We start from the raw sequence: 26,957 nt of genomic DNA on the forward strand, positions 1-26,957 counted from the left end.
ACAAGCACGGTGACGAAATTGTGATCGGTGATTTATGCGCCATGCTTTACTGCAAATATATTTGATGAGATTGTTCTAATTATGACAACCAAGTAACGCCAAATAGTGCAGCTGAACGAGAGAATTCAGGGGCGTTGCGGGATGGTTTCTTCGCTCGATCCGGCGTATATAACCAGCGCGATAATCAACAGGCCGGCGACGAAGAGGAAGGAATATTCATATCCATTCTCCCCATTAACGGCGAGAATCCAGCCAAATAGCGACTGCATAAACCCTACGCCAGTAATACTGATCAAGTTGAGTGTCGAATTGGCACGCCCGACAAGGTGATCCGGAAAAGAATTTCGGCAATGAGCGCCGAGCACCACATAATATTGCTGGACGAAGGCGATATAGACGAAAAGGCAGGTCACCGCCCAAAGCGGAAGGTTGTCAACCAGGCCCAGAATACCAAACGCGACCAACTCGGTCAGAACCGCAGTAATGACGATTTTCTTACGACTGCTGAAAATGCGGTCGAGTGGGCCGAAGAACAAAGCCCCGATTGGCACGACAACTGTCATCAGAAACAGGATCTGCCCCCGCTCAACCCCATCCAGGCCATAGTTTTTCTCAAGATAGGGCCCGCCCCACATCCCGAGTACTGCAACAGCGGGACCATAGGCAACGAACCCCATGGCAAGAAGGTTGAAGAACCTCGGATGGAGCAGCACTTCGCCATAACCACGGACGCTTTGCCCTATGGTTCCCGGTGTCGCATCGTCATGCTTATAACCGGGCGGGACATCGCGGATAATATAAACACCAATCAGCAACATCAGCAAAGTGATGATGGCAATTACGATGAAAGGACTGCGCCACCCGTAATGCTCAATGATATAGGCCAGCGGCCCGGACGCCATCATACCGCCAATACTGGATGCCGCCAGCAACCAGGACGCCAGGGTCGCGAACTTCGTGGGCGGAAACCATTTGGCGAACAATACGTATGAAGACATCATTATGGCGGAATACCCAACCCCGATCAGGATTCGTGCGGCCAACACTTCGTGAAAGTCCGTTGCGATCGCGAGCATAAGCGATCCGACCACACCCAGTATGGTAATGGAGGGGATGATGATCCGTGGACCGAAACGGTCAAGGGCCATGCCGGTCGGAACCTGAATCAGCGCAGATGCAAAGAAAAGTGCCGCGGCCGCTATACCTAGACTTTCAACTGCAATCCCGAGGTCATTGGCGATAGGAAGCATGACAACCCCACCGGAATAGCGATGGAACTGTCCCAGACCAAACAGCGAAGAACATACGAGGAAGATATAAATGGCGCGTCTTTTAACGGCGGGAGGTCTGGTTTCCGAGGACATAAAGTTTTCTGACTTTTATTCTTGTTGTTGTAACGCTCAGCCCAAACCATAAATTTGTCAAATCATTTAGCTGAAAAATTGTCATCCGGGATATTTCATAAAACAGTTTCTCCAACTTGAATTTATGTTAAATAGTCGCGCCTGCACGGATCACAGGATACGAATCATCAGGAGTCAGTTTACAAGGATCAGGGCGATGGAAGAATTTAAGAAAGTATTTGAGAAGAACAAAGCATGGGCAGCGAACACAACGGCGGCGGACCCTGACTTTTTCACTCGCCTCGCCCATCAACAATCCCCGGAACATCTCTGGATCGGTTGTTCAGACAGCCGGGTTCCGGCCAACCAGATTATGGATTTACCTCCGGGAGAGGTTTTCGTTCATCGCAATATCGCAAATATTGTTGTCCCCTCGGACCTCAACTGTCTTTCCGTCCTGCAATTTGCCATTGAGGTATTGAAGGTCCGCCATGTTATTGTCTGTGGTCATTATGGGTGCGGCGGTATTGCAGCGGCCATGTCGTCCAAGAAGAACGGCATGATCGACAACTGGCTGAGACATATCCGGACGACTGCGCGGATTTATTCCGATCTGATTGATAAAACATCTAGCGAGGAGGAAAGAAACGACCTCCTCTGCGAACTCAATGTCATTGAGCAGGTCCAGAATGTCTGTGCAACGACAATTGTTCAGGATGCATGGGACAACGGACAGAAATTTGCCGTTCATGGCATTATCTATTCCGTAAAAAATGGCCTGCTCAAAGACCTCATCCATGTAGAGGCTGCCAACAAGGTAACCCATGGGGAGGACTTCCCCGCAGTCTTAAAATGATCCGGCAATTTGATCTTTGCTAAATTGACTTTTTGTCAAATAGCTTGATCAAAACGTCTGCTGGGCTTATTTTCCAATCAATAGCGCCATCGCAATCCATAGAAATAAGAAAAAGAAATCGAGAATACGGCATGAAATTTAAAGGTACAGATACATATGTAGCGACGGAAGATCTGATGATCGCCGTCAACGCCGCCATGACACTGCAACGTCCTCTTCTGATTAAAGGCGAACCTGGCACCGGCAAAACCGTATTGGCCCAGGAAGTGGCGAAAGCCCTCGGCAAACAGTTCATCGAATGGAACATCAAGTCGACTACCAAGGCACAACAAGGTCTTTATGAGTATGATGCCGTTTCCCGCCTGCGCGATTCACAGCTCGGGGACGACAAGGTGCACGACATTTCCAACTACATCCGCCCCGGCAAGATGTGGGAGGCCTTCACCGCCGACGAAAGCCCAATCCTGTTGATCGACGAAATTGACAAGGCGGATATCGAGTTTCCGAACGATCTTTTGCAGGAACTCGATCGGATGGAATTTTTCGTCTATGAAACCCAGCAAACAATCAAGGCCATTCATCGGCCGCTGGTGATCATCACCTCGAACAACGAAAAAGAGCTGCCGGACGCCTTCCTGCGCCGCTGCTTCTTCCATTACATCAGCTTCCCTGACCAGGAAACGATGGAAAAAATTGTTGATGTCCATCATCCGGATGCCAAGCAGGAACTAGTTCGCGATGCCCTCAAGGTCTTTTTTGATGTCCGGGAAACACCAGGCCTCAAGAAGAAGCCTTCAACCAGTGAATTGCTCGATTGGCTAAAACTGCTGATGAGCGAAGAACTCCCCGAAGACGTACTCCGCTCGAAAGATCCGTCGAAACTCATTCCGCCGCTCCATGGCGCGCTTCTCAAGAATGAGCAGGATGTGCATCTTTTTGAACGGCTTGCCTTCCTGTCCCGCCGCGAACAACGCTAAGGCGGCAGACAATGTTCACTAAATTCTTCTTCACACTTAAAGACGCCTCGATCCCCGTGACTTTGCGGGAATACCTGACCCTGATCGAAGCGCTCAAAGCCGGCTGCGCCGAATATTCGGTGAATGATTTTTATTATCTCGCCCGGACGACTTTGGTGAAGGATGAGAAAAATCTGGACAAATTCGATCAGGTTTTCGGACATTGTTTTAATGGAATAGAGTTTATTTCCGATGCAGCCGAAGTTGAAATCCCGGAAGAATGGCTAAAAAAGCTGGCTGAACTCAGCCTCACGGATGAGGAGAAGGCCCAGGTTGAAGCTATGGGCGGCTGGGAAAAACTCATGGAGACGTTGCAGGAGCGCCTGAAGGAACAGGAAAAGCGCCATCAGGGCGGCAATAAATGGATCGGCACGGCCGGAAAATCTCCTTTTGGGGCCTATGGCTATAATCCCGAAGGGGTGCGTATCGGCCAGAAAGAAAGCCGCAACCGGAAGGCCGTGAAGGTCTGGGACAAGAGAGAATACAAAAACCTTGATGATAACGTTGAACTTGGTACCCGTAACATCAAGGTAGCAATGAAACGCCTGCGGCAGTTCGCCCGCGAAGGTGCAGCTGAAGAGCTTGATCTTGACGATACTATTCGGTCAACCGCAAGAAACGCAGGCTTTCTGGATCTTAAAATGCGGCCTGAGCGTCATAACACGGTCAAGGTCCTGATCCTGTTCGATATCGGCGGATCGATGGATGATCATATCAAGGCCTGCGAGGAGTTGTTCTCTGCGGCGCGCAGCGAGTTCAAGCATCTTGAGTTCTATTATTTTCATAACTGTGTTTATGAAAAGCTCTGGAAGGAAAACAGTCGTCGCCACACATCCTTCATGCCGACATGGGATGTGTTGCATACCTACCCCGCGGATTACAAACTGATTATTGTGGGCGATGCGACCATGAGTCCCTATGAAATTGCCTACGCGGGCGGCAGCGTCGAGCATTGGAATGAGGAAGCCGGGCAGGCCTGGATGGAGCGGATGCTGAACATCTATCACAAGGCAGTGTGGCTTAATCCGGTACCGGAGAAATATTGGGATTACACCCCGTCAGTCCAGATGATGAAGCAGCTTATGACGGACCGGATGTATCCGCTAACCATTGGTGGCCTTGAAAGTGCCATGAAAGAACTAAGCCGGTAAGACTCTTATTAACCGGTTTGCTTTATTAAATCAGTATTTTGCGGGGCGAGCGAAAACCATCCATTTTCCACCGAACGCATTGGAAAGCTTGTCGAATTCCGGACTCAACTCCAATAGCTTGTGATGCATTGGATTGTTGTAAAGGAAGTAAATCGGCTCCCTTACCTCCGCAAGATCAGCAGAGATATTGTCAAGCACGCCCTGCAAGATATCAGGACCGAAGGCGTTAAACACATAGATCACATGAGGAACAGGCGGCAGACGATAGCTTGCCGCATCCCCATGAATTGAGATGATATCGCCAGCGCGAACCCGCCCGCGCCGCGTCAGTTCCTCGATATTCTGAAGTGCCGTCTGATGCAGTTCACCACTAAGTTCAATGCCGGTCACGGACTGAAAGGGATATCTCGCGGCGGCCGCCAGGACAGCCCCTTTCCCCGACCCATAGTCAATGAAGCGGTATGCGGAACAATCGATATTAAGCTTTTCGAGGATGTGCCGGAATTCATTTTCCGAAGAGGCTTCATACCTCTGGGCAGAGGCTTTTCTTTCCTCGGGAATATCCAGCGCCTCCCGCTCGACAATGCCATCCGTATCAATCCCACTTTCCAACAGATTCTGGCGATAAAAGCGATAGTCCTGCAAAATGGGAAGTCCGGCTTTTGCGCAGACTATTGCCAATAAGCCCAGAACGGTCCGCCGAACTCCGCGATACTTAATGTTCACGAAGAGTGTTCTTAAGCTGCGCAGGAACTGGTTGTGCTCAACCTCTAATCCAGGATAACGAGCGGTTTTGGTAAAAACAAAACGTAACAAACGACATTCCCATAAAAAAAATTAAGCCACAGATATTTCTGGTCGCAAATATGGCGGTTATCCGGATTATCAGGGGGAATTCTTAATTTTCTTTTAGTCTTCAACCTCCTCAACAAACTTTACTGCATTAATCAGCGGCTGTATTCGCGCGGCGACCAACTTCTGCAATGCCAGTGACACAATAAGATAGTAGCCCGTAATATGCAGAATAGTGCCGGTATCAGACTGCTCTGTGAAATAGATCGCAAACACAACAGTGAAAAAACTCAAAAACCAGAGACGACCGAAATGGCGCAGCAGGTTTGCCTTGCGCACGAATTTGGTATCCGACAGTTCATATTTGTACCAAAGCTCGAATGCCGTCGAGAGGAGCATTATTGGCAATAGAATTGTAAAGACGGCTATCAACAGAGCTATACCGCCCTGCCCGCCTTTCAAGAATTCCGCCATACCACTTACCAACGAGAAACTGCCGTTCAGACCCATAAATCCAAAGCTTGTTAAAATCGGCTGAGTAATTGCAACGCCGAGCAACGCAGCCGACGCAAGAAGCACAACACCAAGAAAACGATCGGCACCGTTCGCATATTTTGAAATAGTCTGCCGGTCGGGGCGCCCAACCAATATTCGCTCAACGACCCAATGCATGAAACATCTTCTCCGACTTTATGATCTAAAACTCGCTTATACCCACCCGGATGGAAACCACGAAATAAAAAAAGGATTCAGCAGGTGTTATCCGGTCAGGCCTAGCTAACGGAAATCAGGATTGCTCCGCCTGCAATCATGCCAACGCCAACCCATGCAGGTGCTGAGAGATTTTCACCCAGAAACAATGCGGCAATAATCGCAACAAAAACAACACTTAGTTTATCAACGGGTGCGACCTGGGATGCCTTGCCAATTTGTAGAGCCCTAAAGTAACAGAGCCAGGACGCACCTGTCGCAAGACCTGAAAGCGTCAAAAATATCAACGACTTCCCCGATATGTTTCCGATACTGTTAAATTCACCCGTATAGAGAAGAAGGAAGGCTAACGCTACCACGACTACAACCGTTCTCAGGAAGGTAGCGAAATTCACGTTGACGTCACTTACCCCAACCTTGGCCAATATAGCCGTCAGAGCGGCAAAAACTGCGGCCAGCAACGCCCAGAATTGCCAGTACCCGGAATAACTCATTCTATTTTTCCCACCTCCGGCCTTGTTATCAGGGCAGTCTAGCGAATATTGCAACAAAGAGGTAGGACTTACGCCGAAGATAGAATTCGCCTAAAGGTTCGGCATCATTGTCGGAAACCAAACCGATATCAGCTTATTTTTCGCAACAGTTCGAGAAATTGTTCCTGCTCTTCCTGCGAGAGCGGAGCAAGGGTATCATCTGTAATATTGAAACCATACGGAATGAGATCCTCGGTCAAACTCAGTCCGGCCTCGGTCAGACTTAAAAGCATTCGCCGACGATCAGTCAGGTCCGGTCGGATCTGCACTAACCCGCGATCAATCAATCGCCGGGTCACGCCCTGGATAGTTGCCGGATCCATTGCCGTCAGGCGGCCCAAATGATTTTGCGACAGCTCACCCTCATCCCTCAGCTTGGTGAGCGTGGCGAATTGTGTCGGGGTGATCTGTTCATGCCCCATATAGGACTGGAATATGGCGCTGGCGCGCTGATGTGCCCGACGCAACAAATGCCCGATTTGGGCTTCCACATGATAGTCATCAATAGGTCGGTTGTCCTTATTCCGGGGCTTTAGCGGCTTCATATGCGTCATAACGGCGACCATTTCCATTTCTAACAATTCAGAATCAGACTGCCAGCCTCCCCCGCAAAAGGCAGTTATTTTACAACAGTAACAGCTTCCTGACCTTTTTCAATAATGCTCATGCTGTCACCAGAGACCTGTATTTTTGTGATAGAACAGTGGTCGGGACGAAAAACAACGACATTATCATTGTTCTCAATCGCGCCAATAATGGAATTTATCACGACAAAATGGGTCACGAACACTGCATCGCGTGTCTGTTTTCTCGTAAAATCGAGAATCGTCTCGCGCCAGCTTTGTAAGTGATCGGATTGTTCCGACCATTTTCCCTCCATCACACTGGTCAGCCAAGCGCGCCGATTTCCCAGGTCTAATCCTGCCGAAGGAACTTCCGATAGCTCAGGCGTGATGATTGCCCCATCCTGCCATAAGTCTGCCAACGGGAATGCTGTTTCCCGGGTCCGGTTAAGAGGACTGCTAAAAAGTTTAACAGGAGTAATCTCCCCATTAAGGCGAGCCGCCATTTCTCTGGCCTGTTGAGCTCCCCGCTCACTTAACCCCGGATCCAGTGCCTGGTCCCAGGACTCCGCTGCCTCGCCATGGCGTACGAGATAAACTGTAGTACTCACATCAACTCCCTTTCGCACCTAAACGGTGCCCACTTCAAATAGGATTGAGTTTATAACGTAAATCATCACATCATAAACGAGAAATACGTGAGTAAAATGTCAGTCGCTCTAATGACAGCAAACAAAACACTCTGTATTAGTGTATTATAGATTTTTGTTTCAATTGACAGGTGTTAACATATAACCTAATCGTTATTTACGTTAGCAGAATATCCCAAATAGGGAGGCGTGAATGCAGAACACCCTATCGAGACGCAAACTAGCATAGCGATGATGAACCATGCGCAGTTAAAGGCGTTTCATGCTGTTGCAAAAACAGGCGGTTTTTCAACCGCTGCAAAATTCCTCGGCCTCACACAACCAGCAATCACCTTACAGGTCCGGGCATTGGAAAAAAGTTATAATACCAAGCTGTTCAAGCGTCGCGGACGGAAGACCGAGATGACGCCCTCGGGTAAAATACTTTTCAACCTCTCCAAAAGAATATTCGGCCTGGAAGAAGAGGCCCACACTATCCTATCCTCACTCAATTCGATAGAAAATGGCCAACTGAGTATCGTCGCGACCTCCTCAATTTTCTCATTGCCCCTGATATCAGTATTTCAAAGAAAGCATCCAAACGTGCATCTTTCTTTTGCGACCTTGCAGGGCCATCAGATAGAACCGGAAGTTCTCAAGTATCGAGCAGAGATTGCCATACAACACACTCCCCCTGAAGATAACAGGCTGTTTGGTCTAAAACTTGGTGAAACACCTCTTAAGGTCGCTGTTTCCAAAGAGCATCCTTTATCAAAGAAGAAAACAATCTCGTTAAAGGATCTGACCGATCAAATGCTTATAGTACCGTTCGACCTAGATATGAGCCGCAATATAAGGAAGCCGTGGTCCACACTTGTCAAACGTAATGATAATCTGATTCTAACCCTGCAAAACAAAGAAATCGGACGGGAAGCGGTCGCAAACAATCTCGGCATTTCCGTTCTCTCAGAAAAAGAGATCCTTTGGGATGAACGCATTCAAGGGATTGAGATTGAGGATACGGTTTATAGCGAAGCAACTTACATAGTTTGTCTTGCGGAAGAGCGGAAATCTCCACTGGTTGCTTTATTTTTTGAATCAATTACCAAAACCAATAACCAGTAACCCGCCATGAGCTATCGCACAGCAGAAATTTTATTTGGAAAGCTCTCGGACTTGATTTCTACCCTCATCCCTTCGCGGGCAACAAAGGCATTTGGCCAGGCGTTGGATGCGTCCCGCGCGACCTGATCCATGAATTTGTCATCATGACTAGGATCATGATGGAATATCGCCAACTGACCGACATCGGCTGCCTTGCACAAGCGCACCCCTTCCTGCCAGGTTGAATGTCCCCACCCCTTGAACTGGGGATACTCCGCATCCGTATAGGTAGAGTCATAAATGACCAAATCTGCTCCCTGAATGAGATCCAGTATATCCTGATCAGGTTGACCGATGACATGCTCGGTATCTGTAATATAACAAAGCGCCTTACCTTCAAACTCTATCCGGTATCCGGTACCACCCCCAGGGTGCTTCATTGGAGCTGTCCGGATAAAAACACCATCGCCCAGTGAAAAAGAATCGCCCGACCTAAAATCCTCAAAACTCAGCTTGGCGGCGAGCTCTGCGAAAGGAACAGGGAAAGTCGGTTGGCACATTTGCGACGACAGAACCTTTTTAATGCCGCCAAGATCAGATAAATGGCCCGCCATGACCTTGATGCTCACATCATCCCGATAAATCGGACAGAAAAATGGAAAGCCGTTGATATGATCCCAATGGGTGTGAGATTGCAGGAAGAGATAGTCTTTCAGGTTGCGGCGCATAAGGCACTCACCGAGCAATCGCACGCCGGTGCCGGCATCCAAAATGATGACGCGATTATTTACATTGACTTCAACACAAGAGGTGTTACCGCCATACTTCATGTGATCAGGTGACGGGGTCGCGATTGAACCCCGAACTCCCCAAAATGTAACGTTCATACTCATTTAAGCCGACATCAAACCTACTTTTGAGACCAATTACACTATTTATATGTGAGGTTACCAAACTGTGAAATCCAACAAATTTCCCACTACTTTGTAACCGGGATCACTAAAAATTGGTCAAAAAAGCTCAAAAAACGAACCGGCTTCCGCCTAATTTGCCTCCTGAGAGAGGATCCTCTCCGTCAAACGGACCCAGTAATTCGTTCCGAGGGGTAGAATATCGTCGTTAAAATCATAATTTGGATTGTGTACATGGCAGCTTCCCTCACCCGCGCCATTTGCAATCATGATGTAGCAGCCGGGGCGCTCTTTCAACATCCAGGAAAAATCCTCTGCACCCATTACCGGGATCACGTTTTTGTTCACAGCGGCATCACCCACCAGTTCAACCGCGGCAGAGATAGCCTCATCCGTTTCCTCAGGAGAATTGATAGTCGGTGCATAACGACGGTCATACTTGAATTCCGCTGTTGCCCCGTGAGCTTCTGCAATACCAACCGCAATCTGGCGCATCCGGTTTTCAATCATATCCTGAACTTTTGGATCAAAGGCCCGGGTTGTGCCTTTCAAGACGACATCGGCAGGAATAACATTCCCGGTATGGCCGCCGTTGATTTGGGCAACTGTCACGACAGCAGACTGAAGCGGATCGACATTCCGGCTAACAATATTCTGCCAGGCCATTACAATCTCTGAGGCTATCACAACCGGGTCTGTCGCAAGGTGCGGAAATGCACCGTGCCCGCCATTGCCGATAATACGTGCCTCAAAAAAATCCGCAGACGCCATAATCGGCCCCTTGCATACAGCGAAGGAACCGACTTCATGTCCCGGCATATTATGCATTCCATAAACGCTATCGACCGGAAATTTATCGAATAGGCCCTCACTGATCATAACGCGGCCGCCAGCAACATTTTCTTCTGCCGGTTGAAAAATAAAGCGGACCGTGCCATCAAAATTTTTCGATTGCGCCAAATATTTTGCCGCACCAAGCAGCATCACCGTATGGCCATCGTGGCCACAGCCATGCATTTTCCCGTCAATCTGCGAGCGATGCTCAAACTCATTAAGTTCCTGGAGGTCAAGGGCATCCATGTCGGCGCGAAGCCCGATTGCCCGATTGCCGTTTCCCTGCGTCAAGGTGCCGACGACGCCAGTTTTGGCTAGTCCGCGATGCACTTCAATGCCAAAACTTTCTAGCTTTTCCGCAACAAAATCAGAAGTCCGGTACTCCTCGAAAGCAGTTTCGGGGTGTTTATGAATTTCATGACGCCATTCCGTTAGTTCGGCATGCATCTCTTTGATTTCGGGGAGTATTTTCATTCTTCTGTTCCTTGTGTCATTCCGACTTCTGTTGGGATAACTCTATCACATTAAAATAACCTTCGACAATCAGGGCTGAAAATCTTCTCCTAGCGGGAGTTTCCAGTCAATTTGATATTTTCTAATTAGAAAATTTTAACGATAATCCCAAAGCAGGTTTATATATATTTAAGTAGCGTATAATCGAATATCACCCGTTTTCGTCTTACAGGAAAATCAGATCTTTCAGTCAAGAAAAGCTGAAAAAGGAAAACACCAATGAACGCCCTAGAAAAGAAGAAGAAGCTGGAAGAAACCCGCATGAAAATGACGGGCTTGCAGCAATTGCAGGCCGTGATTGAAGAAGGGCTTACTCCGGCAATTGAAAAGACGCTTGATTTCAAGCTATCCGAACTTTCTTTCGGAAAAACCGTATTTTCTGGATACCCTGGCGAGAAACACCTTAATCCAATTGGCACAGTGCATGGCGGATATGCTGCGACACTCCTTGACAGCGCCCTTGGCTGCGCTATCCACACGGTTTTAGAACCCGGGGAGCGCTATACGACGGTCGATCTCAACGTCAAGTATCTGCGAGCCATGCTGCCCGGCATGGGTAAAGTTACGGCGTCAGCGGAAGTTGTTCACAAGGGTCGGAAAATAGCCACGGCAGAAGCCCGATTGGTCGGCGAAGATGGTAAGCTCTACGCCACCGGAAATACGACCTGCGCCATCTATTAAGCCTATACAGGGCCAGGTGAAACGCCAATGACTAGAGGGTGGAGAAGGTAGAGTGCCGCGAACAGGACGACACCAAGTAAAATGCGCCACCATAACGGCTTGATCGACAGCGTCGCACGGCCTTGGATAATTGCCGCAAAGGGAATGTTGGACGTACGCGCTTCATATGCACCCCAGCCGTCCTTTAATTGCCGCGCTTTTTTTGCATCGATTAAAAATGTCCCGACAAATGCCAGCAGGCCAAAGGTACCAAAAAAGACGATCGATGTGAAATCACCGTTATTGACGATGTGTGCAATAGACCAGAGCATAAAGCTCCACATCATTGGATGACGAGTAATAGCATTGATGCCGCTATAGGCACTCTCTTTTCCAAGCAGTTTATCTGCTCCAACCGCCGTCGGGTTCGGGCTGGTTACCGCACTGAAAAACATTATGGAGGCAAGCAGCATCAGCAGCATCGCAAAATGCCGCCCGCCATTACCGGCATCCCAGAGCATTTCGCCAAAAGGGGCAGCGCGATAAGCCATCACCAACCAAATCAGGATTATTATCGATAGTAGGCTGAAACCAGCCATATACGCCTTTTCACCAATCCGTGAGACGACCCGTTCCCGCAAGACACTTGAGGGAACGATGTGAATTGAGAGAAATGCCAGCGCGGCGAGAATTAGTGCACCGAGGGTCCCTGTCATGATACTGCCTCATCGACTGAAATACGTTTAATTCGAGTTTCTCACCAAATTCCTGACATCAAAAGTGAATTTACATAGAAATTAGCATTATGTGAAAACCATCACCAAATGGAGAAGTCTCATTTAATGGCGATTTCCGTATTTATCAACCACCCGTACCCCCTCTTCTGTGAGCTTACAGACAAGCCAATCAGGTTTGATGGGGTTTTCAAACCACGTCTGCACCCACCCCTTTTTCAGACAGCTTTTAATGACTGTTTTACTAATCTGTTGCCCGTTTGGATCGAAAAGCGGCAGTTTACCGCCCGGCTGGTACCGGCCAAGACGTAGATACTTTATTTGTGCCGCGCTCGGGGATTTCGATGCCATCGTCAAAGCCTACTGCAATTCCATTACCGATAAAAGTCTTCCTGACAGGGCTTCAGGCGAAAAGGACACTTTAATTCTTGTCAAAGCGGGTTTAAAACATTGCCAACATAAATCTTGGGGGAACGTCAGATGTCGATTGGTGCAAACTATACGAAGTATTTTCCTGTTTCCTGGGAGGAATTGCATCGAAACGGCAGGGCGCTTGCCTGGCGTTTGATGGAAAAGGCGCCCTTTAAAGGCGTGATAGCCGTAACACGCGGTGGCCTGGTGCCGGCGGCCATTGTCGCGCGCGAGCTTGATATCCGGCATATTGATACGGTTTGTATCGCTGCCTATCGGGACGATAAATCCGTCGGCGAAGCAAATATCATCAAGGGTCTTAACCTTCCAGATGATGGTGAAGGTTGGGTCATCGTGGATGATCTTGTCGATAGTGGTATTACCGCGCGCCATGTCCGAAAGATGGTTCCCAAAGCCCATTTTGCGACGATTTATGCCAAGCCCAAAGGACTGGATCAGGTAGACACTTTCATTACGGAAGTCAGTCAGGATACATGGATTCTCTTCCCTTGGGATCAGGCTCCGTCCTTCGTTAAACCGATCGTTGAAGAGAATCGCGAGAGGAGCTAATAGGATGCCCCTGAACTTTGCGGCCAATCTAAGCTTTCTCTATCAGGATCTCCCCTTTCTGGATCGATTCGCAGCTGCGGCAGACGATGGGTTCAAAGGGGTAGAGTATCTTTTTCCCTATGCTTTCGATCCGGACGAGATAATTACACGACTAAATGACAATGATCTTACCCAAGTGCTTTTCAATCTTTGGGCGGGTGATTTCGAGAATGGTGAACGAGGCCTATCCAGTCTGCCGGGGCGGGAAGTTGAATTTCAGGCCAGCCTCGATCAGGCGATCGACTTTGCAACGGCGCTTGGATGCAAACGGCTACATGTCATGGCTGGCATCCGGGATACGACCGTTACTAAGGAAAAGCAGCTCACAGTTTACCGGAACAACCTGCTTAAGACCGCAAAAACCTGCGAACGCCTTGGAATTACGGCATTAATCGAACCTATCAATACAAAGGATATGCCAGGATATTTTCTTGATAGTGCAAGCATGGCGGCTGCCATAATTGAGGAAATTAACCACCCCAACCTACGCCTGCAATTTGATATCTATCACGTTCAGCGAACAGACGGTGATATTGCCAACCAATATAAACGACTGGCCCCTCTTATTCGTCATATACAGGTGGCAAACCCACCAAATCGCCATGAGCCGGACAACGGTGAAATCAACTATCCATTTATTTTTGACCTGCTGGAGGCAGAAGGCTATGACGGCTGGATCGGCTGCGAGTATGCGCCATCCGCCGGGACTTCGGAAACGCTGAAATGGGCCCATAGATATTTAGCGCAGGCGCCGGAAAAACATTGAAGTTATTGAAACTTTAAGACAACCACGATACACCTGAACATCATGGCGAATAATTTGCTTAAATAATAATAAATTTACTGGACGTTATGGCTAGACATGGCCGTCTCTGAAAACCCCAGAACCGGGGATAAAATACTCAGCCCTATCCTTACCGCGACGAGTAGTACGCCGGTCAAACTTATAGCTTGCGCCATCGCCATTGGTCTTCTCGCAGGTTATGGGGCCGTGGGGTTTCGGCTTTCTATTAGCGAGATTCAAAAATTGTTTTATGGTTACGGCAGCCAGGAGATTCTTTCTCAGGCGGCGAACCTGCCGTGGTGGCAAATCATGGCTGCACCAATCATTGGCGGGCTTATCGTCGGATTGTTCTGGAAATTTGTTTTACCGAATTACCGCGCACAAGGTGTCGCGGATGTTATGGAAGCGGTCATTGTCAATCGCGGCAAGATGAAGCTGGCACCAGGTATTGGCGGTCTCTTTGTCAACGCCCTGACGCTCGGTTGCGGTGGATCCAGCGGGCGCGAGGGGCCAGTTGTACACTTCTGCGCCCTAATTGCCAGTCAGCTCGGCCAGCGGTTTCGTCTTCCGTCCAAATATTATATGACATTGATTGCCTGTGGAGTCTCTTCCGGAGTCGCCGCATCTTTTAATGCGCCAATTGCAGGTATGTTTTTTGCGCTTGAGGTTGTTGTCGGCTCCTTGGCAACCCAGGCTTTTGCGCCAATTGTAATTGCATCTGTCATCGGAACAGTGATCAGTCGGGTTTATATTGGTGATTTTCCAGCCTTCATCATTCCCAATTACCAAATTGTCTCATTATGGGAATTTCCGGCAATTGCCCTTCTCGGCGTTGTCGCGGCAGCGGTCTCTTTGCTCTTCATTTGGAGCATTGGTTTTTCAGAAAGAACAATTGACCGCTTTCGCATACCGGAAGTCCTGCGGCCCGCCGCGGGCGGTGTTGTCCTCGGCACCATTGCTTTATTCTTTCCGCAAATTATCGGGGTTGGATATGAAGCAACTGATAACGCCCTTCAAGGGCATTATCCCCTCCTTTTGCTTCTCCTGCTGATCGTCGTGAAAACCATCGCCGTTGGAGTCACTTTTGGGGCACGCTTTGGCGGGGGCTTCTTCTCACCCTCGCTCTTTATTGGGGCCATGACTGGCGGGGCTTTTGGACTGATTGCAGCAACGGCATTTCCGGAAATGGCGGCAAGCCACGGCCTGTATGCCATTATCGGCATGGCTGCGGTGGCATCATCAATACTCGGCGCACCTATCTCAACGATCCTGATCGTGTTCGAGCTGACCGGTGACTATAAGATCTCCATCGCTGTGATGGTGGCCGTCTCGGTTGCGACACTGATCACAAAACATATCTATGGCCGAAGTATCTGGCAGACCCAGCTCCTCAACCGTAATGTCGATGTTAATGAAAGCCGCGCCCTCCGTCAGCTTAGCTTCCTTCAGGTACGGGGAATTATGGATCGGGAATTTATCGAAATCCCCAAGCACACACCAATGCGGGAACTGCGCAAAATCGTCAGCAATACCAATCATGATAAATTTGTCGTGGTGGAACCCGAGACCCATGAATTTATTGGCCGGATCGACTATAGCGACCTCAAGACCGGTCTCTTTGGGGACGAGCCACAGGAGAATGTCACTGCGCTTGACCTTGTGCATGAAGATAGCCCGGTTCTCTTTCCTGACACGAGTCTTAAATCTGCGGTAGAGATCATTGAAAAAGCCGGCATTGACCATGTTCCCGTCATTAACCGGGCAAATGAGCGACGACTAATTGGCATCCTTCACCATAAGGATCTGCTACATGCGTATAATGCGGCCCTGCTCTCCGCACAGGACGACGCGCGAGACAAAGTTTTCCGCTAACAACCGAGATCGACGGTAGCTTCAACCTCATCCATGGGCTATATCATTTAGCTATGGAAGACAGGTTTGACATAGGCAGTTTTGACGAAGCTGGAAATCGCCCAGCTACGGCAGACTTTACGTATCTTGAGGGGCTGAACAGTGGCCAGCGTGAAGCCGTTGAGGCGCTGGATGGACCAGTGCTGGTACTGGCCGGCGCCGGCACCGGGAAAACGCGCGTCCTCATCTCTCGTCTCGCGCATATTCTCAATTTACGGAATGTAAAACCTTGGGAGATACTTGCGGTAACCTTCACTAACAAGGCCGCCGCGGAGATGCAGGAGAGGACCGCTCATATTATCGGGCCTCAGGCAATCGAGATTAAACTGGGAACGTTTCACTCCATTGGAGTCTGGCTCCTCCGCCGCCATGCAGAACTTATTGGCCTCGATCGGAACTTTACGATTCTGGATACCGATGATCAGTTGCGCCTTCTTAAGCAGATCATGACCGAAGAGGGGATTGATCAGAAACGCTGGCCACCCCGCGGCCTCGCCGCGACCATTGACCGATGGAAAGATAAAGGCTTGCGCGCCGATCAGGTTCAGGGCGCAAACAGCTCAGAATTTGCCCATGGCAAAGCGGCCGCGCTTTACGCTATTTATCAGGAACGGCTGGCCGCCCAGAATGCCTGCGATTTCGGGGATTTACTGCTTCACGCCCTGACACTGTTTCAGAAGAATTCGGATATCCTGGCGCTCTATCAGAACCGATTTAAGTATATTCTCGTGGATGAGTATCAGGATACGAATGTCGCGCAGTATCTGTTACTCCGCCTGCTCGCCCAGAAGCATCGCAATATCTGTTGCGTCGGCGATGATGATCAATCAATTTACGGCTGGCGTGGGGCTGAGGTCGGCAATATTCTGAAATTCGAAGATGACTTTAGCGGCGCCAAGGTCATCCGGCTGGAACAGAATTACCGCTCCACCTCGCATATATTGGGCGCCGCATCCGGTCTGATTGCTCATAACGAGGGCCGCCTTGGCAAAACGCTTTTCACTGAAGGTAATGAAGGTGATCCCGTTATACTGAATGGCCTCTGGGACGGCCCGAATGAAGCCCGCTGGATTGCGGAAGAAATAGAAAATCATGAGCGTAAGGGCAAAAGCCTGAAAGACATGGCTATTCTGGTCCGCGCCAGTTTCCAAACCCGTGATTTTGAAGAATGCTTTTTAAGCATGGGGATCAAGTATCGGGTCATTGGTGGATTGCGGTTTTACGAGCGACGGGAAATCCGTGATGTGCTGGCCTACCTGCGTGTCATCAACCAGCCAGATGACGACCTGGCATTCGAGCGGATTTACAACCTGCCAAAGCGGGGGCTCGGCACCAAAGCCTTGGAGAAGCTCCGTGAGCTTGGCCGCGCAGAAAACCTTTCTCTGTCCCGCGCCGCCAAAATGGCCGTGGAAAAGGGCTTGTTCAAGGGCAAGCCACTTACCGCATTGAAAGACCTGATGGCCAGTTTCGATGACTGGCGGGCCCAGAAAGACCTGATCCCACCGGACGAACTGGTTGAAGCCGTTTTAGAGGAAAGCGGATATTTCGATATGTGGCGACAGGATAAATCGCCTGAAGCTGAAGGAAAGCGGGAAAACCTGAAAGAGTTGGTGCCCGCAATTGCTGAATATGAAAGCCTCGGGCAGTTCCTTGAGCATGTATCGTTGGTCATGGAAAATAACGCCGACAAAGGTAGCGACATGGTCAGCCTGATGACATTGCATTCGGCGAAGGGGCTGGAGTATGACATTATTTTCCTGCCCGGATGGGAAGAAGGGCTGTTCCCGCACCAGCGCGCGCTTGACGAAAACGGCTTAAAAGCCCTCGAGGAAGAGCGACGGCTTGCTTATGTCGGCATTACCCGCGCGAAGGAACGCTGCTACATCAGCCATGCCAGCAATCGCCGTATCCATGGCCAGTGGCAGTCTTCCCTGCCAAGCAGGTTTATTGATGAGCTTCCAAGTGACCATACAAAGGATCAGTCAGAACAAGGGATTTATAATAGTACGCGCCAGAGTGAAGGGTTTTCCCATACGAGCTGGCGGAACCCTGAAAGCTCTCATCTTGCCGAAATTTTGGGAAAAAGGGCACGCGCCAACCAACAGTTTGTCGATAACAGTACCAAGCCGGTTGACAAAGCGAGTAAGAGTGATGGTTTCGCGATCGGCAGCCGAATCTTTCATCAGAAATTCGGTTATGGCCGCATAGTGCGAAAAGATGGTCCGAAACTCGAAATTGCCTTTGAGAAAGCTGGCGTCAAGAAAGTGATGGAAAATTTTGTCCAGGCCGCCTGAACCAACCCTTTGGCAACTCGCCCTCACACTTCCCTTCGATCAGGTTGAAGGTATCTCCGATATTTTTGAAGAGGAAGCACTCACCATCTCAATGGAAGAAGCGGTTAGCGATGGTTCTCTTTGGCGCCTGAATATCCTGTTTCCGCAAGAGCCGAACGCCCAGCTCCTTGATCGACTCCCCGCAGACATTCCCATGGAACTCGCACCGTTGGAGCAAAAGGACTGGGTAAGTGAAAGCCAAAAGATGCTTCCCCCTGTTGATGCGGGTCGCTTTTACATTCACGGTTCCCACGATTCTCCGCACCCCGCCAACTCCCGCCATAATCTGCTGATTGATGCCGGAGCCGCGTTTGGAACGGGCCTGCATGAAACAACCTATGGATGCCTGCTTGCCCTCAATGATTTACGGAAAAGCCGGAGCTTCAGGAACCCGCTGGATCTGGGCTGTGGCTCTGGTGTCCTCGCCCTAGCCATCGCCAAGGCCTGGAACATTCCTGTCCTCGCCAGTGATATTGATGTCGCCGCCGTCATAGTAACCCGTGATAACGCAAAGAAGAACCAACTTGCACATCTGACAACGGCGGTTCTCTCTGCCGGGCTTAACAACCGGAAACTCTCGGAGATGGCGCCTTATGATCTGATTGTTGCAAATATTCTTGCTTGGCCACTTATGAAAATGGCACCTGACATCTCCAACGCACTTTCAAAGAATGGCGTTCTTGTCCTGTCAGGACTTTTAGGATCACAGGATGTAATGGTACGAAGTGCTTATCTACAGCAGGGATTAAACCTGAAGCGACGCTATGCAATCGGTACCTGGAACGCGTTGGTTCTTGGCCGATAATTTCCTGGAGGAATAAATTGCAGCCGATCCGCCCACAAATTGGGGAGGCGAAGGCGGATCAGCTGCAGACGATCAACCCGCTTTGCGCTGATCGTTTGTGTTGCTCGGTTGGGCGAGGTTGTCATTGGCGCGATATTTGCGGTCGCCTTTGATTGCAGCCTCAATTTCGCTACGTGTCAAACCAATGTCTGCCAACTCCCGGGAATTCATAGCCATCAAATGAACATATGCCGCCCGGGCCGTCTGTGCTTCCAAGAACTTGGTAATAAAGGACGTCCAGAAACCATTTTTCTTAACCGGTTCCAACTCCGGAGTTCCTTCAACAGCGCGGTCAATTTCAGCCCGGGTAATCCCGATGTCCCTCAATTCACGATCGGACATCCTGTATAGGGCGCCTTTAGCTTCCTCAATTTCACGATTCCGCAGATATTTGCCAACAGTGACCTGAAAGAGGGCCGATACTTTTTCAGCAAAATATTTGCTTCTTAGTTCGCGCGCCTTGTTTAGGTAATACTCTGTGTCTATTTCAGTGATATTCGTATTGACAGGCTCGATCAATGCGAGTGCCTCTACCTCTTTTTTACCATAGCTAATCATCTTGCTACTCCATATATTTCGATAATCCGATAGGTCGGATAATTCTTAGCTCTTGTTGCTTTTATTCGTCGGGTAAAAACAGTTTTCGTTTACTGCTTTACCGGTAATTCCATTGCCTTCGTTGAGCGCCTTCCCGAGAGGCCCCATTGACAGGTCAACTACTGCCGTATTTTCTTCAGTCGCAAGGCGCATACGGTTTCGCAGCGACTGCAGCACACCCGAAAGGCCAAAATGTCGATTGACCGAAGTCGGGTCAAACCGGACACCCATTACAGGCCCATACTGCAAATTCAACGCATCACCATATTTTTCGTTTCTTGCGAACATTTCACTTTCCTAACAAAGCAATCTTGATGACGCATATATTGCATTGCATTCATTAAATAACAATGACTTACATCACAATTTTGCCCGCTAAGATCGAAATGGTGCTCTGCAAAAAATGCATAGCTCACGTTGCACTTATGTTAAAAAAGCGCCATATTCTTCCTTAGAACCTCTATATTTTCAGAAGGTTGCCATATTTCAGGACTTTTCCATGGAAACTGCCAAGTTAAAACATGCCGTCGCCACATTACTGCCTCATCACGACAGAGATGAGGCAGAAGATATTTTACGTGCCACCGCGGCGGCTCCCCCGCGGGCAGATGAAAATGTCCTGCTTAGAAAACTTTTCCCCTCACTAGAGCAAGGTGAGATGAAAGAACTTGAACAAATCAAGGAAGGACTGCGTAAGGAAATCCGGTCTATTGTCCTAAATCCGCTTGCATCTGGAGAAAGGTTAGAAAAACTCCGCGAAGTAATGGCCGATCAAAAAGTTGATGGCTTCATTGTACCGTTAAATGATGAATTCCACGGTGAAGCGGCCCCCGCAGCGGCGGAACGATTGAAATGGCTAACCGGTTTTACAGGCTCTGCAGGATTTGCTGTCGTCCTGAAGGACACGGCAGCTATATTCGTCGATGGTCGCTACACCCTTCAGGTACGCAATGAAGTCGATGTTACGCTTTTCACCCCCCGCCACGTAAGCGAAGAACCGATGAGCGACTGGCTGTCCGACAATATGCCCGTTGGCGCCAAGCTGGCCGTTGATCCATGGCTCCATACGGAAGGCAACATGTCGTCTTTAAAAAAGATTGCGGCGGACATAGGGATTACGTTGAAACCCGTTTCAGAAAACCTGATTGACAAGGTATGGGAAGATCGTCCGCCCTCCCCCCTTGCGCTGGTCCAGCCGCAGGAGGAGCGTTTCGCCGGAGAAAGTTCCGCGAGCAAGCGTAACCGCATCGCTGCAAAGCTTGCAGATAATGATACTGATGCCATTATTCATACCTTGCCCGATGTCATTGCATGGCTGCTGAACATCCGCGGTGCAGACCTTCCCTGCACTCCTTTTGCGCTTGGATTCGCCATCACTCACAAGGATGCCACGGTCGACCTCTTTATGGAGGAGAGAAAATTCGCGGCCAATTTGCATGAACATCTCGGCAATATGGTAAGGGTGCATGCCCCTGCAGAGTTTGAATCCACACTGCTCTCGTTCAAAGGCAAGCATGTGCAGATCGACCCCTCGGTTACCAGCCAGTATATTGTTGATCAATTGACGGTAGCCACAGCACGTATCAGCCGTGCAGAAGATCTTTGTCTATTACCCAAGGCCATCAAAAATACCGTAGAAATAGAAGGATCGCGCCGCGCCCATGTTCGAGACGGCGCGGCCGTCGCAAAATTTCTGCACTGGCTTTCCATAAACGGCCCGACAGGAAATGTAGATGAGCTTTCCGCCGAAGCCAAGTTGCGAGCCTTTCGTGAGGTTGGGGAAAATTTCCGGGATTTGAGCTTCAATACTATCTCCGGCGCCGGACCGAATGGGGCCATTGTGCACTACCGGGCGAGCGAGGCCTCGAACCGTCAGTTAGAGACTGGCTCGCTTTATCTGGTCGATAGTGGCGCGCAATATCTTGATGGGACAACCGACATCACCCGAACCATTGCGATCGGGGAGCCAAATGCTGAAATGCGCAAAAATTTTACTTTGGTTCTTAAAGGGCATATCGCTTTAGCACGCGCTGTCTTTCCGAAAGGCACGACCGGTAGCCAGCTTGATACCTTGGCCCGTGCGCCGCTCTGGGCCGCTGGTCTTGATTATGATCATGGCACAGGCCACGGCGTGGGCAGCTATCTTTCTGTACATGAAGGGCCGCAACGGATTTCGAAAGCTCCCAGCACTATCGCTCTCGCGCCGGGCATGATCATCTCAAATGAACCCGGATACTACAAGACTGGCGCATATGGCATAAGGATCGAGAATCTGGTAACGGTTCGAGAAGTTACTCCCCCAGAAGGGGCGGAACGCCTTACATATGGTTTTGAGACATTGACATTCGCGCCAATTGATAAGGCTCTCATTGAAAAAAGCTTGCTGACTGACAGTGAAATCGCGTGGTTGAACGGTTACCACTACGACGTTTACGAAAAGCTTGAGCCTCAGTTGGAAGGAGACGCAGCACAATGGCTCCGCCGGGCGACAGCCCCGCTATAAACATCAAGCCATGCTAGCCGCCAATCAGGTCAAGCCATTCCTGCTCGTCTAGAATAGTGACGCCGAGATCTGTCGCTTTCTTAAGCTTCGACCCTGCATTTGCTCCGGCAACGAGATAATCTGTCTTGGCCGAGATAGATCCGCTCACCTTGGCGCCGAGATTTTCGGCTTTCGCCTTCATCTCCTGACGGGTCATCAATTCCAAAGTTCCCGTAAAAACGACGGTTTTTCCGGCAACGCTGCTCTCCAGTGTCGGAGCTTCAAAATCGACAACCGTAATTTCACGGAGGAGGTCGTCCAGCATACCCTGGTTTCGTTCCTCCTGGAAAAACTCAGTCACGGCATCGGCAACGGCGGCACCGATACCGTCAATATTCAGGAGTTCGGCATAGGCCTCCCCGGCGGCCTTCCCCGTCGCAGTGAGATGATTGCGTAAATTTGCAAAGCCAAGATAGTTCCTGGCAAGCAATCTTGCATTACCCTGACCGATATGACGGATACCCAAAGCATAGATAAAGCGATCCAGTGAAATTTCGCGCCGCTCGTCAATCGCATCAAACAGATTGCGCGTTGCTTTCTCACCGAACCCTTCCCGGTTCTTTATCCGTGTCAGGTTACCCTGCGCACTATCGCGCTTTTCTAATGTGAAAATATCGGCTGGACTCTGGATCAGGCCATCTTCATAAAAGGACTCAATCAACTTCGCACCAAGCCCCTCGATATCGAATGCATTGCGGGAAACAAAATGCTTGAGCCGTTCAACGGCTTGCGCGCGACAGATCAGGCCGCCAGTGCATCGACGGATAGCATCTTCCTTACCCGTACTTTCATTAATTTCCTTCACCGCGTGACTGCCACATATCGGACATTTAGACGGAAATTCGTAAGGCTTGCTGTCCTCTGGTCGTTTATCCAGATGCACCTGTACGACTTGCGGGATGACATCTCCTGCCCGCTGCACAACTACAGTATCGCCGACGCGGATATCTTTTCGGATGATTTCATCTTCATTATGCAAGGTAGCGTTCGACACAACGACGCCCCCCACCGTCACCGGATGCAGTCTGGCGACAGGGGTTAGGGCTCCGGTCCGCCCCACCTGAATCTCTATTTCCTCGATCACCGTTGTCGCCTGCTCCGCCGGAAACTTATGGGCGATCGCCCAACGCGGACTACGGCTGACGAAGCCCAGCCGGCTTTGCCATTCAAGACGATTAACCTTGAAAACGACGCCATCTATATCGTAATCCAGCTCTGCCCGAAGCTCTTCTATCTTCCGATAGGCGTCGATTGCCTCTTCCATATTGGCGCATACCCGTGAAAGCGGGTTTACAGTGAATCCCCAATCCTTAAAAACGGCTAGAACTTCCGACTGTTTCGTACCGGGAATTTCGCTCACTTCTCCCCAACCATAGGCGAAGAAGCGTAGATTGCGGGATTTGGTGATAGAAAAATCGAGTTGGCGCAAACTGCCCGCCGCTGCATTTCGTGGATTTGCGAAAATCTTTCCGCCATTCTCCGCTTGCAGGGTATTAAGAGAAAGAAAATCGGACTTCGGCATGTAGACTTCGCCGCGCACTTCGAAAATATCCGGAACTGAAGATTGCGCATCGGAAAGCTCTAGCGGCAGGTCTGTCACACCGCGTAAATTGGCAGTTATATCTTCACCTTCCTGGCCATCGCCGCGCGTTGCACCCTGTACAAACTTTCCTTTTTCATAACGCAGGCTCGCGGAAAGGCCGTCGATCTTGGGTTCAGCAAAAAAAGCCACGTCTTCTGTGGCTCCCAGACCAAGGAACCGGCGTATGCGCCCCTCAAACTCCCGCAGATCATCACCGCTAAAGGCGTTATCAAGGGAGAGCATGGGAACTTTGTGCCTGACCTTTCCAAATCCCTTGGCTGGCGTTGCACCAACATTTTGGGACGGGCTATCGGCTGTAATCAGCTCTGGGAAGCGCGCTTCCAGTGCAAGGAGTTGCTGTCGTAGTTGATCATATTCTGCATCGGAAACAACGGGGGCGTCATGAGTATAATAGGCTATGTCATGAGCTTTGAGTACCTCGGCCAGCTTGCTATGCTTGGCCCGCGCCTCTTCCGCTGACAGGTTTTCTACATCCACAATGATTATCCTTCAATAAGGCTGAGGGCGGCCGCTCGCGCTTCTTCGGTAATAGTGGCCCCTGAAAGCATGCGGGCAATCTCCTCTGTTCGCGCCGCCGGATTAAGACGGTCGACAGATGTAATCGAGACATCATTAATGTCAGACTTACGGATGTTCCAGTGCGCCTGTCCCGCCGCGGCAACCTGCGGCGAATGGGTAACCACAAGAACCTGCAGACCCTCCGCCAGCCGCTGAAGCCGCTCTCCAACAGCATCCGCCGTTGCCCCTCCGACTCCACGATCCACCTCATCGAATATCAGTGTTGGTGCCGACCCCACACGCGCCAGCACCACTTTCAGTGCTAGCATAAAGCGCGATAGCTCGCCTCCAGACGCAATCTTGAGCAGCGGTCCGGCGGCACTTCCGGGATTGGTAGAGACTAGAAACGCCACTTTATCTATTCCGTTCGGACCCCAGTTTTCATCTGGTAAAGTGCTGACCTCAGTAATGAATTTCGCGGCTCCAAGTTTAAGAGGCTCCAGTTCTGCCATAACCGCCTGATCCATTTCCGTTGCAGCGGCGCGCCTTTTACGGCTCAGGATTTTTGCCGCCTCCATATATTTCTCACGTGCTTTGGCTGCTGCCGCACGAAGGCTCTCTATTTCACGATCGCTTTCCTCTAAAGCTTTCAGGCGGGCCGTAAAGTTCTCAAGTAATTTTGGCAGGCCTTCGACTTCACATTTATGTTTACGGGCAGCCGCCCGGAGCGCAAACAACCTTTCCTCCAGCACCTCAAGTCCAGCCGGATCCATATCAAGGTCACCGGCAACTGAGTTAATGACGGTTTGCGCTTCCGCCATTTCAATCGCCGCCCTCTCCAAACTATCAAGAACTGGATCGAGCTTACCCGCCGCTTTATCAATCACACGCTCGACAGCGCGGGTTGCTGACCTGATCCGGTTTTCCACGCCGCCATGTTCGGCCAGGGCTTTTTCCGCATCCCTTAGCGCTTCCGCAATTTTCTCCGCATGCATCAGATTCGACCGCTGGGCCGCCAGGGTCTCTTCTTCTCCCTCTTCTGGCGCCAATTCTGTCAGTTCCTCTACCATATGCCTGAGGTATTCTTCATCAACGCGCGCTTGCTCAATCTCCCGAAGTACGGATTCGAGCTTTTCATTTGCCTTTTGCAAACTGTCAAAAAGGCCGCTAATGGCGACGACATCTTTTTCCAGGCGTGCATACTGGTCCAGCAACGCGCGGTGGCTCCGGGCATCGAGCAACCCCCGCTCTGCATTCTGACCGTGAATTTCAACAAGCATTTCCCCCACATTGCGAAGCAATCCGGCACTCACAGCCTGATCGTTAATACTTGCCCTGCTGCGGCCATCAGAGCCAAGTGTCCGTCGGAGAATTAGCGGCTCCCCTGCTTCCACCTCAATGTCTTGTAAGAAACTAAAGACAGGGTGGGCCGGACTTAGAGAAAATTCTGCTGTGACAGATCCTTGATCCGTCCCTGCACGAACAAGGCCTGCGTCCGCCCGAACCCCCAGCGCAAGCGCAAGACTATCCAGCAGAATTGACTTTCCTGCACCCGTTTCACCGGTGAGCACACATAGCCCGTTTTCAAAGGAAAGATCCAGTTTATCAATCAGAACTATATTGCGGATAGAGAGTTTTTCCAGCATTTCTGACCGTCGGTTAAAACACAGAGTTCCAGGCTTTAACAATCCAGGAATCCTCGTTCACTTCTGGCCTTAAGTAGTTTTCGTCCAGAAGCGCATAAGAATCTTGATACCATTCACTGCCAGGAAAGTTATAACCGAGAACTGCGGCGGCGGTTTGGGCTTCATTTGTGATGCCCAGCGTCATATAGGCTTCGGTCAACCGATGAAGAGCCTCCGGAACATGCGTCGTTGTTTGATACTGTTCGACGACGACACGAAAACGATTGATCGCACCAATCATATATTTTTGACCAAGATAATAACGCCCAACGGCCATTTCCTTGCCCGCCAGATGGTCACGGGTCAAATCGATCTTAAGCCGGGCATCCTGTGCATACTCGCTATTGGGAAATCGACGCACAAGGTTTTGCAGAGCGTCCAAGGCCTGACTGGTTACTTTCTGGTCGCGTTCCACGCCCGTGATCTGCTCATAATAAGAGATTGCAACGAGATAATAGGCGTAGGCGACGTCCTTGTTACCGGGATGAAGCTCGATGAATCGTTCTGCAGCCAATATTGCCTGATCATATTCATTACTTTGATAATAGGCAAAGGCGGACATAATTTGCGCCTTAGTCGACCAGACCGAATAAGGGTGCTGACGCTCGACCTCATCAAAACCTCTCGCCGCCTCGAGATAATTCTCGTTATTCAGATCCGCAAGCGCCTGATTATACAGCAGCTCCACCGGTTGTTCCACATAGTCTTCCGGTTCGTTCGAACTGCAGGCGGAGATTATAAATAGCAGTAGAAGACCGACGAACGCTCTGCTGATGCGTGAGAAAAAATG

26 protein-coding genes are annotated in these 26,957 nt (G+C 50.0%); 11 read left to right on the top strand and 15 right to left on the bottom strand.

Annotated features, from left to right (window positions below; genetic code table 11):
• Positions 1 to 125: 125 nt before the first annotated feature.
• Positions 126 to 1,364: an MFS transporter gene (locus GQE98_RS11450; protein ID WP_161315768.1), complete on the bottom strand. Its 1,239-nt coding sequence runs from the start codon at positions 1,362 to 1,364 to the stop codon at positions 126 to 128.
• A 196-nt stretch (positions 1,365 to 1,560) separates the two neighbouring features.
• Here GQE98_RS11450 and can point away from each other — a divergent pair, with 196 nt between their 5' ends.
• The 3 genes from can (at position 1,561) to GQE98_RS11465 (ending at position 4,366) form a co-directional block, all read left to right on the top strand.
• The gene (gene can, locus GQE98_RS11455) at positions 1,561 to 2,199 is read left to right on the top strand and encodes a carbonate dehydratase (protein WP_161315769.1); all 639 of its coding nucleotides are present in this window, start codon (positions 1,561 to 1,563) and stop codon (positions 2,197 to 2,199) included.
• 131 nt (positions 2,200 to 2,330) lie between these two features.
• A complete protein-coding gene (locus GQE98_RS11460) occupies positions 2,331 to 3,176 on the top strand; it encodes an AAA family ATPase (protein ID WP_161315770.1) in 846 nt (281 codons plus the stop codon).
• Positions 3,177 to 3,187: 11 nt separating this feature from the next.
• A complete protein-coding gene (locus GQE98_RS11465) occupies positions 3,188 to 4,366 on the top strand; it encodes a vWA domain-containing protein (protein ID WP_161315771.1) in 1,179 nt (392 codons plus the stop codon).
• A 30-nt stretch (positions 4,367 to 4,396) separates the two neighbouring features.
• Here GQE98_RS11465 and GQE98_RS11470 read toward each other — a convergent pair whose 3' ends face one another.
• The 5 genes from GQE98_RS11470 to GQE98_RS11490 form a co-directional block, all read right to left on the bottom strand.
• On the bottom strand, positions 4,397 to 5,182 hold the full coding sequence (locus tag GQE98_RS11470) for an SAM-dependent methyltransferase (protein WP_161315772.1): 786 nt from the start codon (positions 5,180 to 5,182) through the stop codon (positions 4,397 to 4,399).
• Positions 5,183 to 5,275: 93 nt separating this feature from the next.
• Positions 5,276 to 5,830 carry a paraquat-inducible protein A gene (locus GQE98_RS11475; RefSeq protein ID WP_161315773.1) on the bottom strand — a complete coding sequence of 185 codons (555 nt, stop codon included), beginning with the start codon at positions 5,828 to 5,830 and terminating at the stop codon, positions 5,276 to 5,278.
• 101 nt (positions 5,831 to 5,931) lie between these two features.
• A complete protein-coding gene (locus GQE98_RS11480; protein WP_161315774.1) occupies positions 5,932 to 6,363 on the bottom strand; it encodes an EamA family transporter in 432 nt (143 codons plus the stop codon).
• Positions 6,364 to 6,491: 128 nt separating this feature from the next.
• Positions 6,492 to 6,956 (bottom strand): MarR family winged helix-turn-helix transcriptional regulator, encoded by a 465-nt coding sequence (locus GQE98_RS11485; RefSeq protein ID WP_202526236.1) that lies wholly within the window; start codon positions 6,954 to 6,956, stop codon positions 6,492 to 6,494.
• Positions 6,957 to 7,021: 65 nt separating this feature from the next.
• Positions 7,022 to 7,576 (bottom strand): histidine phosphatase family protein, encoded by a 555-nt coding sequence (locus GQE98_RS11490; protein ID WP_161315775.1) that lies wholly within the window; start codon positions 7,574 to 7,576, stop codon positions 7,022 to 7,024.
• Positions 7,577 to 7,804: 228 nt separating this feature from the next.
• On the opposite strand from GQE98_RS11490, the gene GQE98_RS11495 reads away from it, so the two are divergent.
• Complete coding sequence (locus GQE98_RS11495; protein WP_161315776.1) at positions 7,805 to 8,719, top strand: LysR substrate-binding domain-containing protein; 915 nt, start codon at positions 7,805 to 7,807, stop codon at positions 8,717 to 8,719.
• Between the two features lie 11 nt (positions 8,720 to 8,730).
• Here GQE98_RS11495 and GQE98_RS11500 read toward each other — a convergent pair whose 3' ends face one another.
• Both GQE98_RS11500 and GQE98_RS11505 read right to left on the bottom strand, forming a co-directional pair.
• Positions 8,731 to 9,585: an MBL fold metallo-hydrolase gene (locus tag GQE98_RS11500; protein WP_202526237.1), complete on the bottom strand. Its 855-nt coding sequence runs from the start codon at positions 9,583 to 9,585 to the stop codon at positions 8,731 to 8,733.
• Positions 9,586 to 9,741: 156 nt separating this feature from the next.
• A complete protein-coding gene (locus GQE98_RS11505) occupies positions 9,742 to 10,917 on the bottom strand; it encodes a M20 aminoacylase family protein (protein WP_161315778.1) in 1,176 nt (391 codons plus the stop codon).
• 258 nt (positions 10,918 to 11,175) lie between these two features.
• On the opposite strand from GQE98_RS11505, the gene GQE98_RS11510 reads away from it, so the two are divergent.
• Positions 11,176 to 11,637 (top strand): PaaI family thioesterase, encoded by a 462-nt coding sequence (locus GQE98_RS11510; RefSeq protein WP_161315779.1) that lies wholly within the window; start codon positions 11,176 to 11,178, stop codon positions 11,635 to 11,637.
• Between the two features lie 2 nt (positions 11,638 to 11,639).
• Here the strand turns inward: GQE98_RS11510 and GQE98_RS11515 are convergent, their stop codons facing one another.
• The gene (locus GQE98_RS11515) at positions 11,640 to 12,332 is read right to left on the bottom strand and encodes an NnrU family protein (protein WP_161315780.1); all 693 of its coding nucleotides are present in this window, start codon (positions 12,330 to 12,332) and stop codon (positions 11,640 to 11,642) included.
• Between the two features lie 123 nt (positions 12,333 to 12,455).
• Positions 12,456 to 12,701 (bottom strand): hypothetical protein, encoded by a 246-nt coding sequence (locus tag GQE98_RS11520; protein WP_161315781.1) that lies wholly within the window; start codon positions 12,699 to 12,701, stop codon positions 12,456 to 12,458.
• Positions 12,702 to 12,830: 129 nt separating this feature from the next.
• Here GQE98_RS11520 and gpt point away from each other — a divergent pair, with 129 nt between their 5' ends.
• The 5 genes from gpt to GQE98_RS11545 all read left to right on the top strand — a co-directional run bounded on the left by gpt (position 12,831) and on the right by GQE98_RS11545 (position 19,203).
• Positions 12,831 to 13,331, top strand: a complete 501-nt coding sequence (gene gpt, locus GQE98_RS11525) for a xanthine phosphoribosyltransferase (protein WP_161315782.1) — start codon at positions 12,831 to 12,833, stop codon at positions 13,329 to 13,331.
• Positions 13,332 to 13,335: 4 nt separating this feature from the next.
• Positions 13,336 to 14,136 (top strand): 2-oxo-tetronate isomerase, encoded by an 801-nt coding sequence (otnI, locus tag GQE98_RS11530; protein WP_161315783.1) that lies wholly within the window; start codon positions 13,336 to 13,338, stop codon positions 14,134 to 14,136.
• A 96-nt stretch (positions 14,137 to 14,232) separates the two neighbouring features.
• Positions 14,233 to 16,026 (top strand): chloride channel protein, encoded by a 1,794-nt coding sequence (locus GQE98_RS11535; protein WP_161315784.1) that lies wholly within the window; start codon positions 14,233 to 14,235, stop codon positions 16,024 to 16,026.
• Positions 16,027 to 16,079: 53 nt separating this feature from the next.
• Positions 16,080 to 18,359, top strand: coding sequence for an ATP-dependent helicase (locus GQE98_RS11540; protein WP_161315785.1), 2,280 nt, complete (start codon positions 16,080 to 16,082; stop codon positions 18,357 to 18,359).
• Entirely contained in the window at positions 18,343 to 19,203 is an 861-nt protein-coding gene (locus tag GQE98_RS11545; RefSeq protein WP_161315786.1) for a 50S ribosomal protein L11 methyltransferase, read from the top strand. Before GQE98_RS11540 ends, GQE98_RS11545 begins: the two co-directional genes overlap by 17 nt.
• A gap of 72 nt (positions 19,204 to 19,275) precedes the next feature.
• On the opposite strand, the gene GQE98_RS11550 is transcribed toward GQE98_RS11545, so the two are convergent.
• Positions 19,276 to 19,800: a DUF1127 domain-containing protein gene (locus GQE98_RS11550; RefSeq protein ID WP_161315787.1), complete on the bottom strand. Its 525-nt coding sequence runs from the start codon at positions 19,798 to 19,800 to the stop codon at positions 19,276 to 19,278.
• Positions 19,801 to 19,845: 45 nt separating this feature from the next.
• Positions 19,846 to 20,127, bottom strand: coding sequence for a hypothetical protein (locus GQE98_RS11555; protein WP_161315788.1), 282 nt, complete (start codon positions 20,125 to 20,127; stop codon positions 19,846 to 19,848).
• 211 nt (positions 20,128 to 20,338) lie between these two features.
• Between GQE98_RS11555 and GQE98_RS11560 the strand changes: the two genes are divergently transcribed.
• Complete coding sequence (locus GQE98_RS11560; RefSeq protein WP_202526238.1) at positions 20,339 to 22,342, top strand: aminopeptidase P family protein; 2,004 nt, start codon at positions 20,339 to 20,341, stop codon at positions 22,340 to 22,342.
• A gap of 13 nt (positions 22,343 to 22,355) precedes the next feature.
• Here the strand turns inward: GQE98_RS11560 and ligA are convergent, their stop codons facing one another.
• From ligA to GQE98_RS11575, 3 genes are read right to left on the bottom strand one after another with little or no spacing between them, the layout of a single operon-like run.
• Complete coding sequence (gene ligA / locus GQE98_RS11565; RefSeq protein WP_202526239.1) at positions 22,356 to 24,461, bottom strand: NAD-dependent DNA ligase LigA; 2,106 nt, start codon at positions 24,459 to 24,461, stop codon at positions 22,356 to 22,358.
• A gap of 5 nt (positions 24,462 to 24,466) precedes the next feature.
• Entirely contained in the window at positions 24,467 to 26,170 is a 1,704-nt protein-coding gene (recN, locus tag GQE98_RS11570; protein ID WP_202526240.1) for a DNA repair protein RecN, read from the bottom strand.
• The gene (locus GQE98_RS11575; protein WP_161316282.1) at positions 26,142 to 26,942 is read right to left on the bottom strand and encodes an outer membrane protein assembly factor BamD; all 801 of its coding nucleotides are present in this window, start codon (positions 26,940 to 26,942) and stop codon (positions 26,142 to 26,144) included. Before GQE98_RS11575 ends, recN begins: the two co-directional genes overlap by 29 nt.
• Positions 26,943 to 26,957: the final 15 nt, after the last annotated feature.

The sequence above is a fragment of the Sneathiella litorea genome, from assembly GCF_009882915.1.
Taxonomy (GTDB): domain Bacteria; phylum Pseudomonadota; class Alphaproteobacteria; order Sneathiellales; family Sneathiellaceae; genus Sneathiella; species Sneathiella litorea.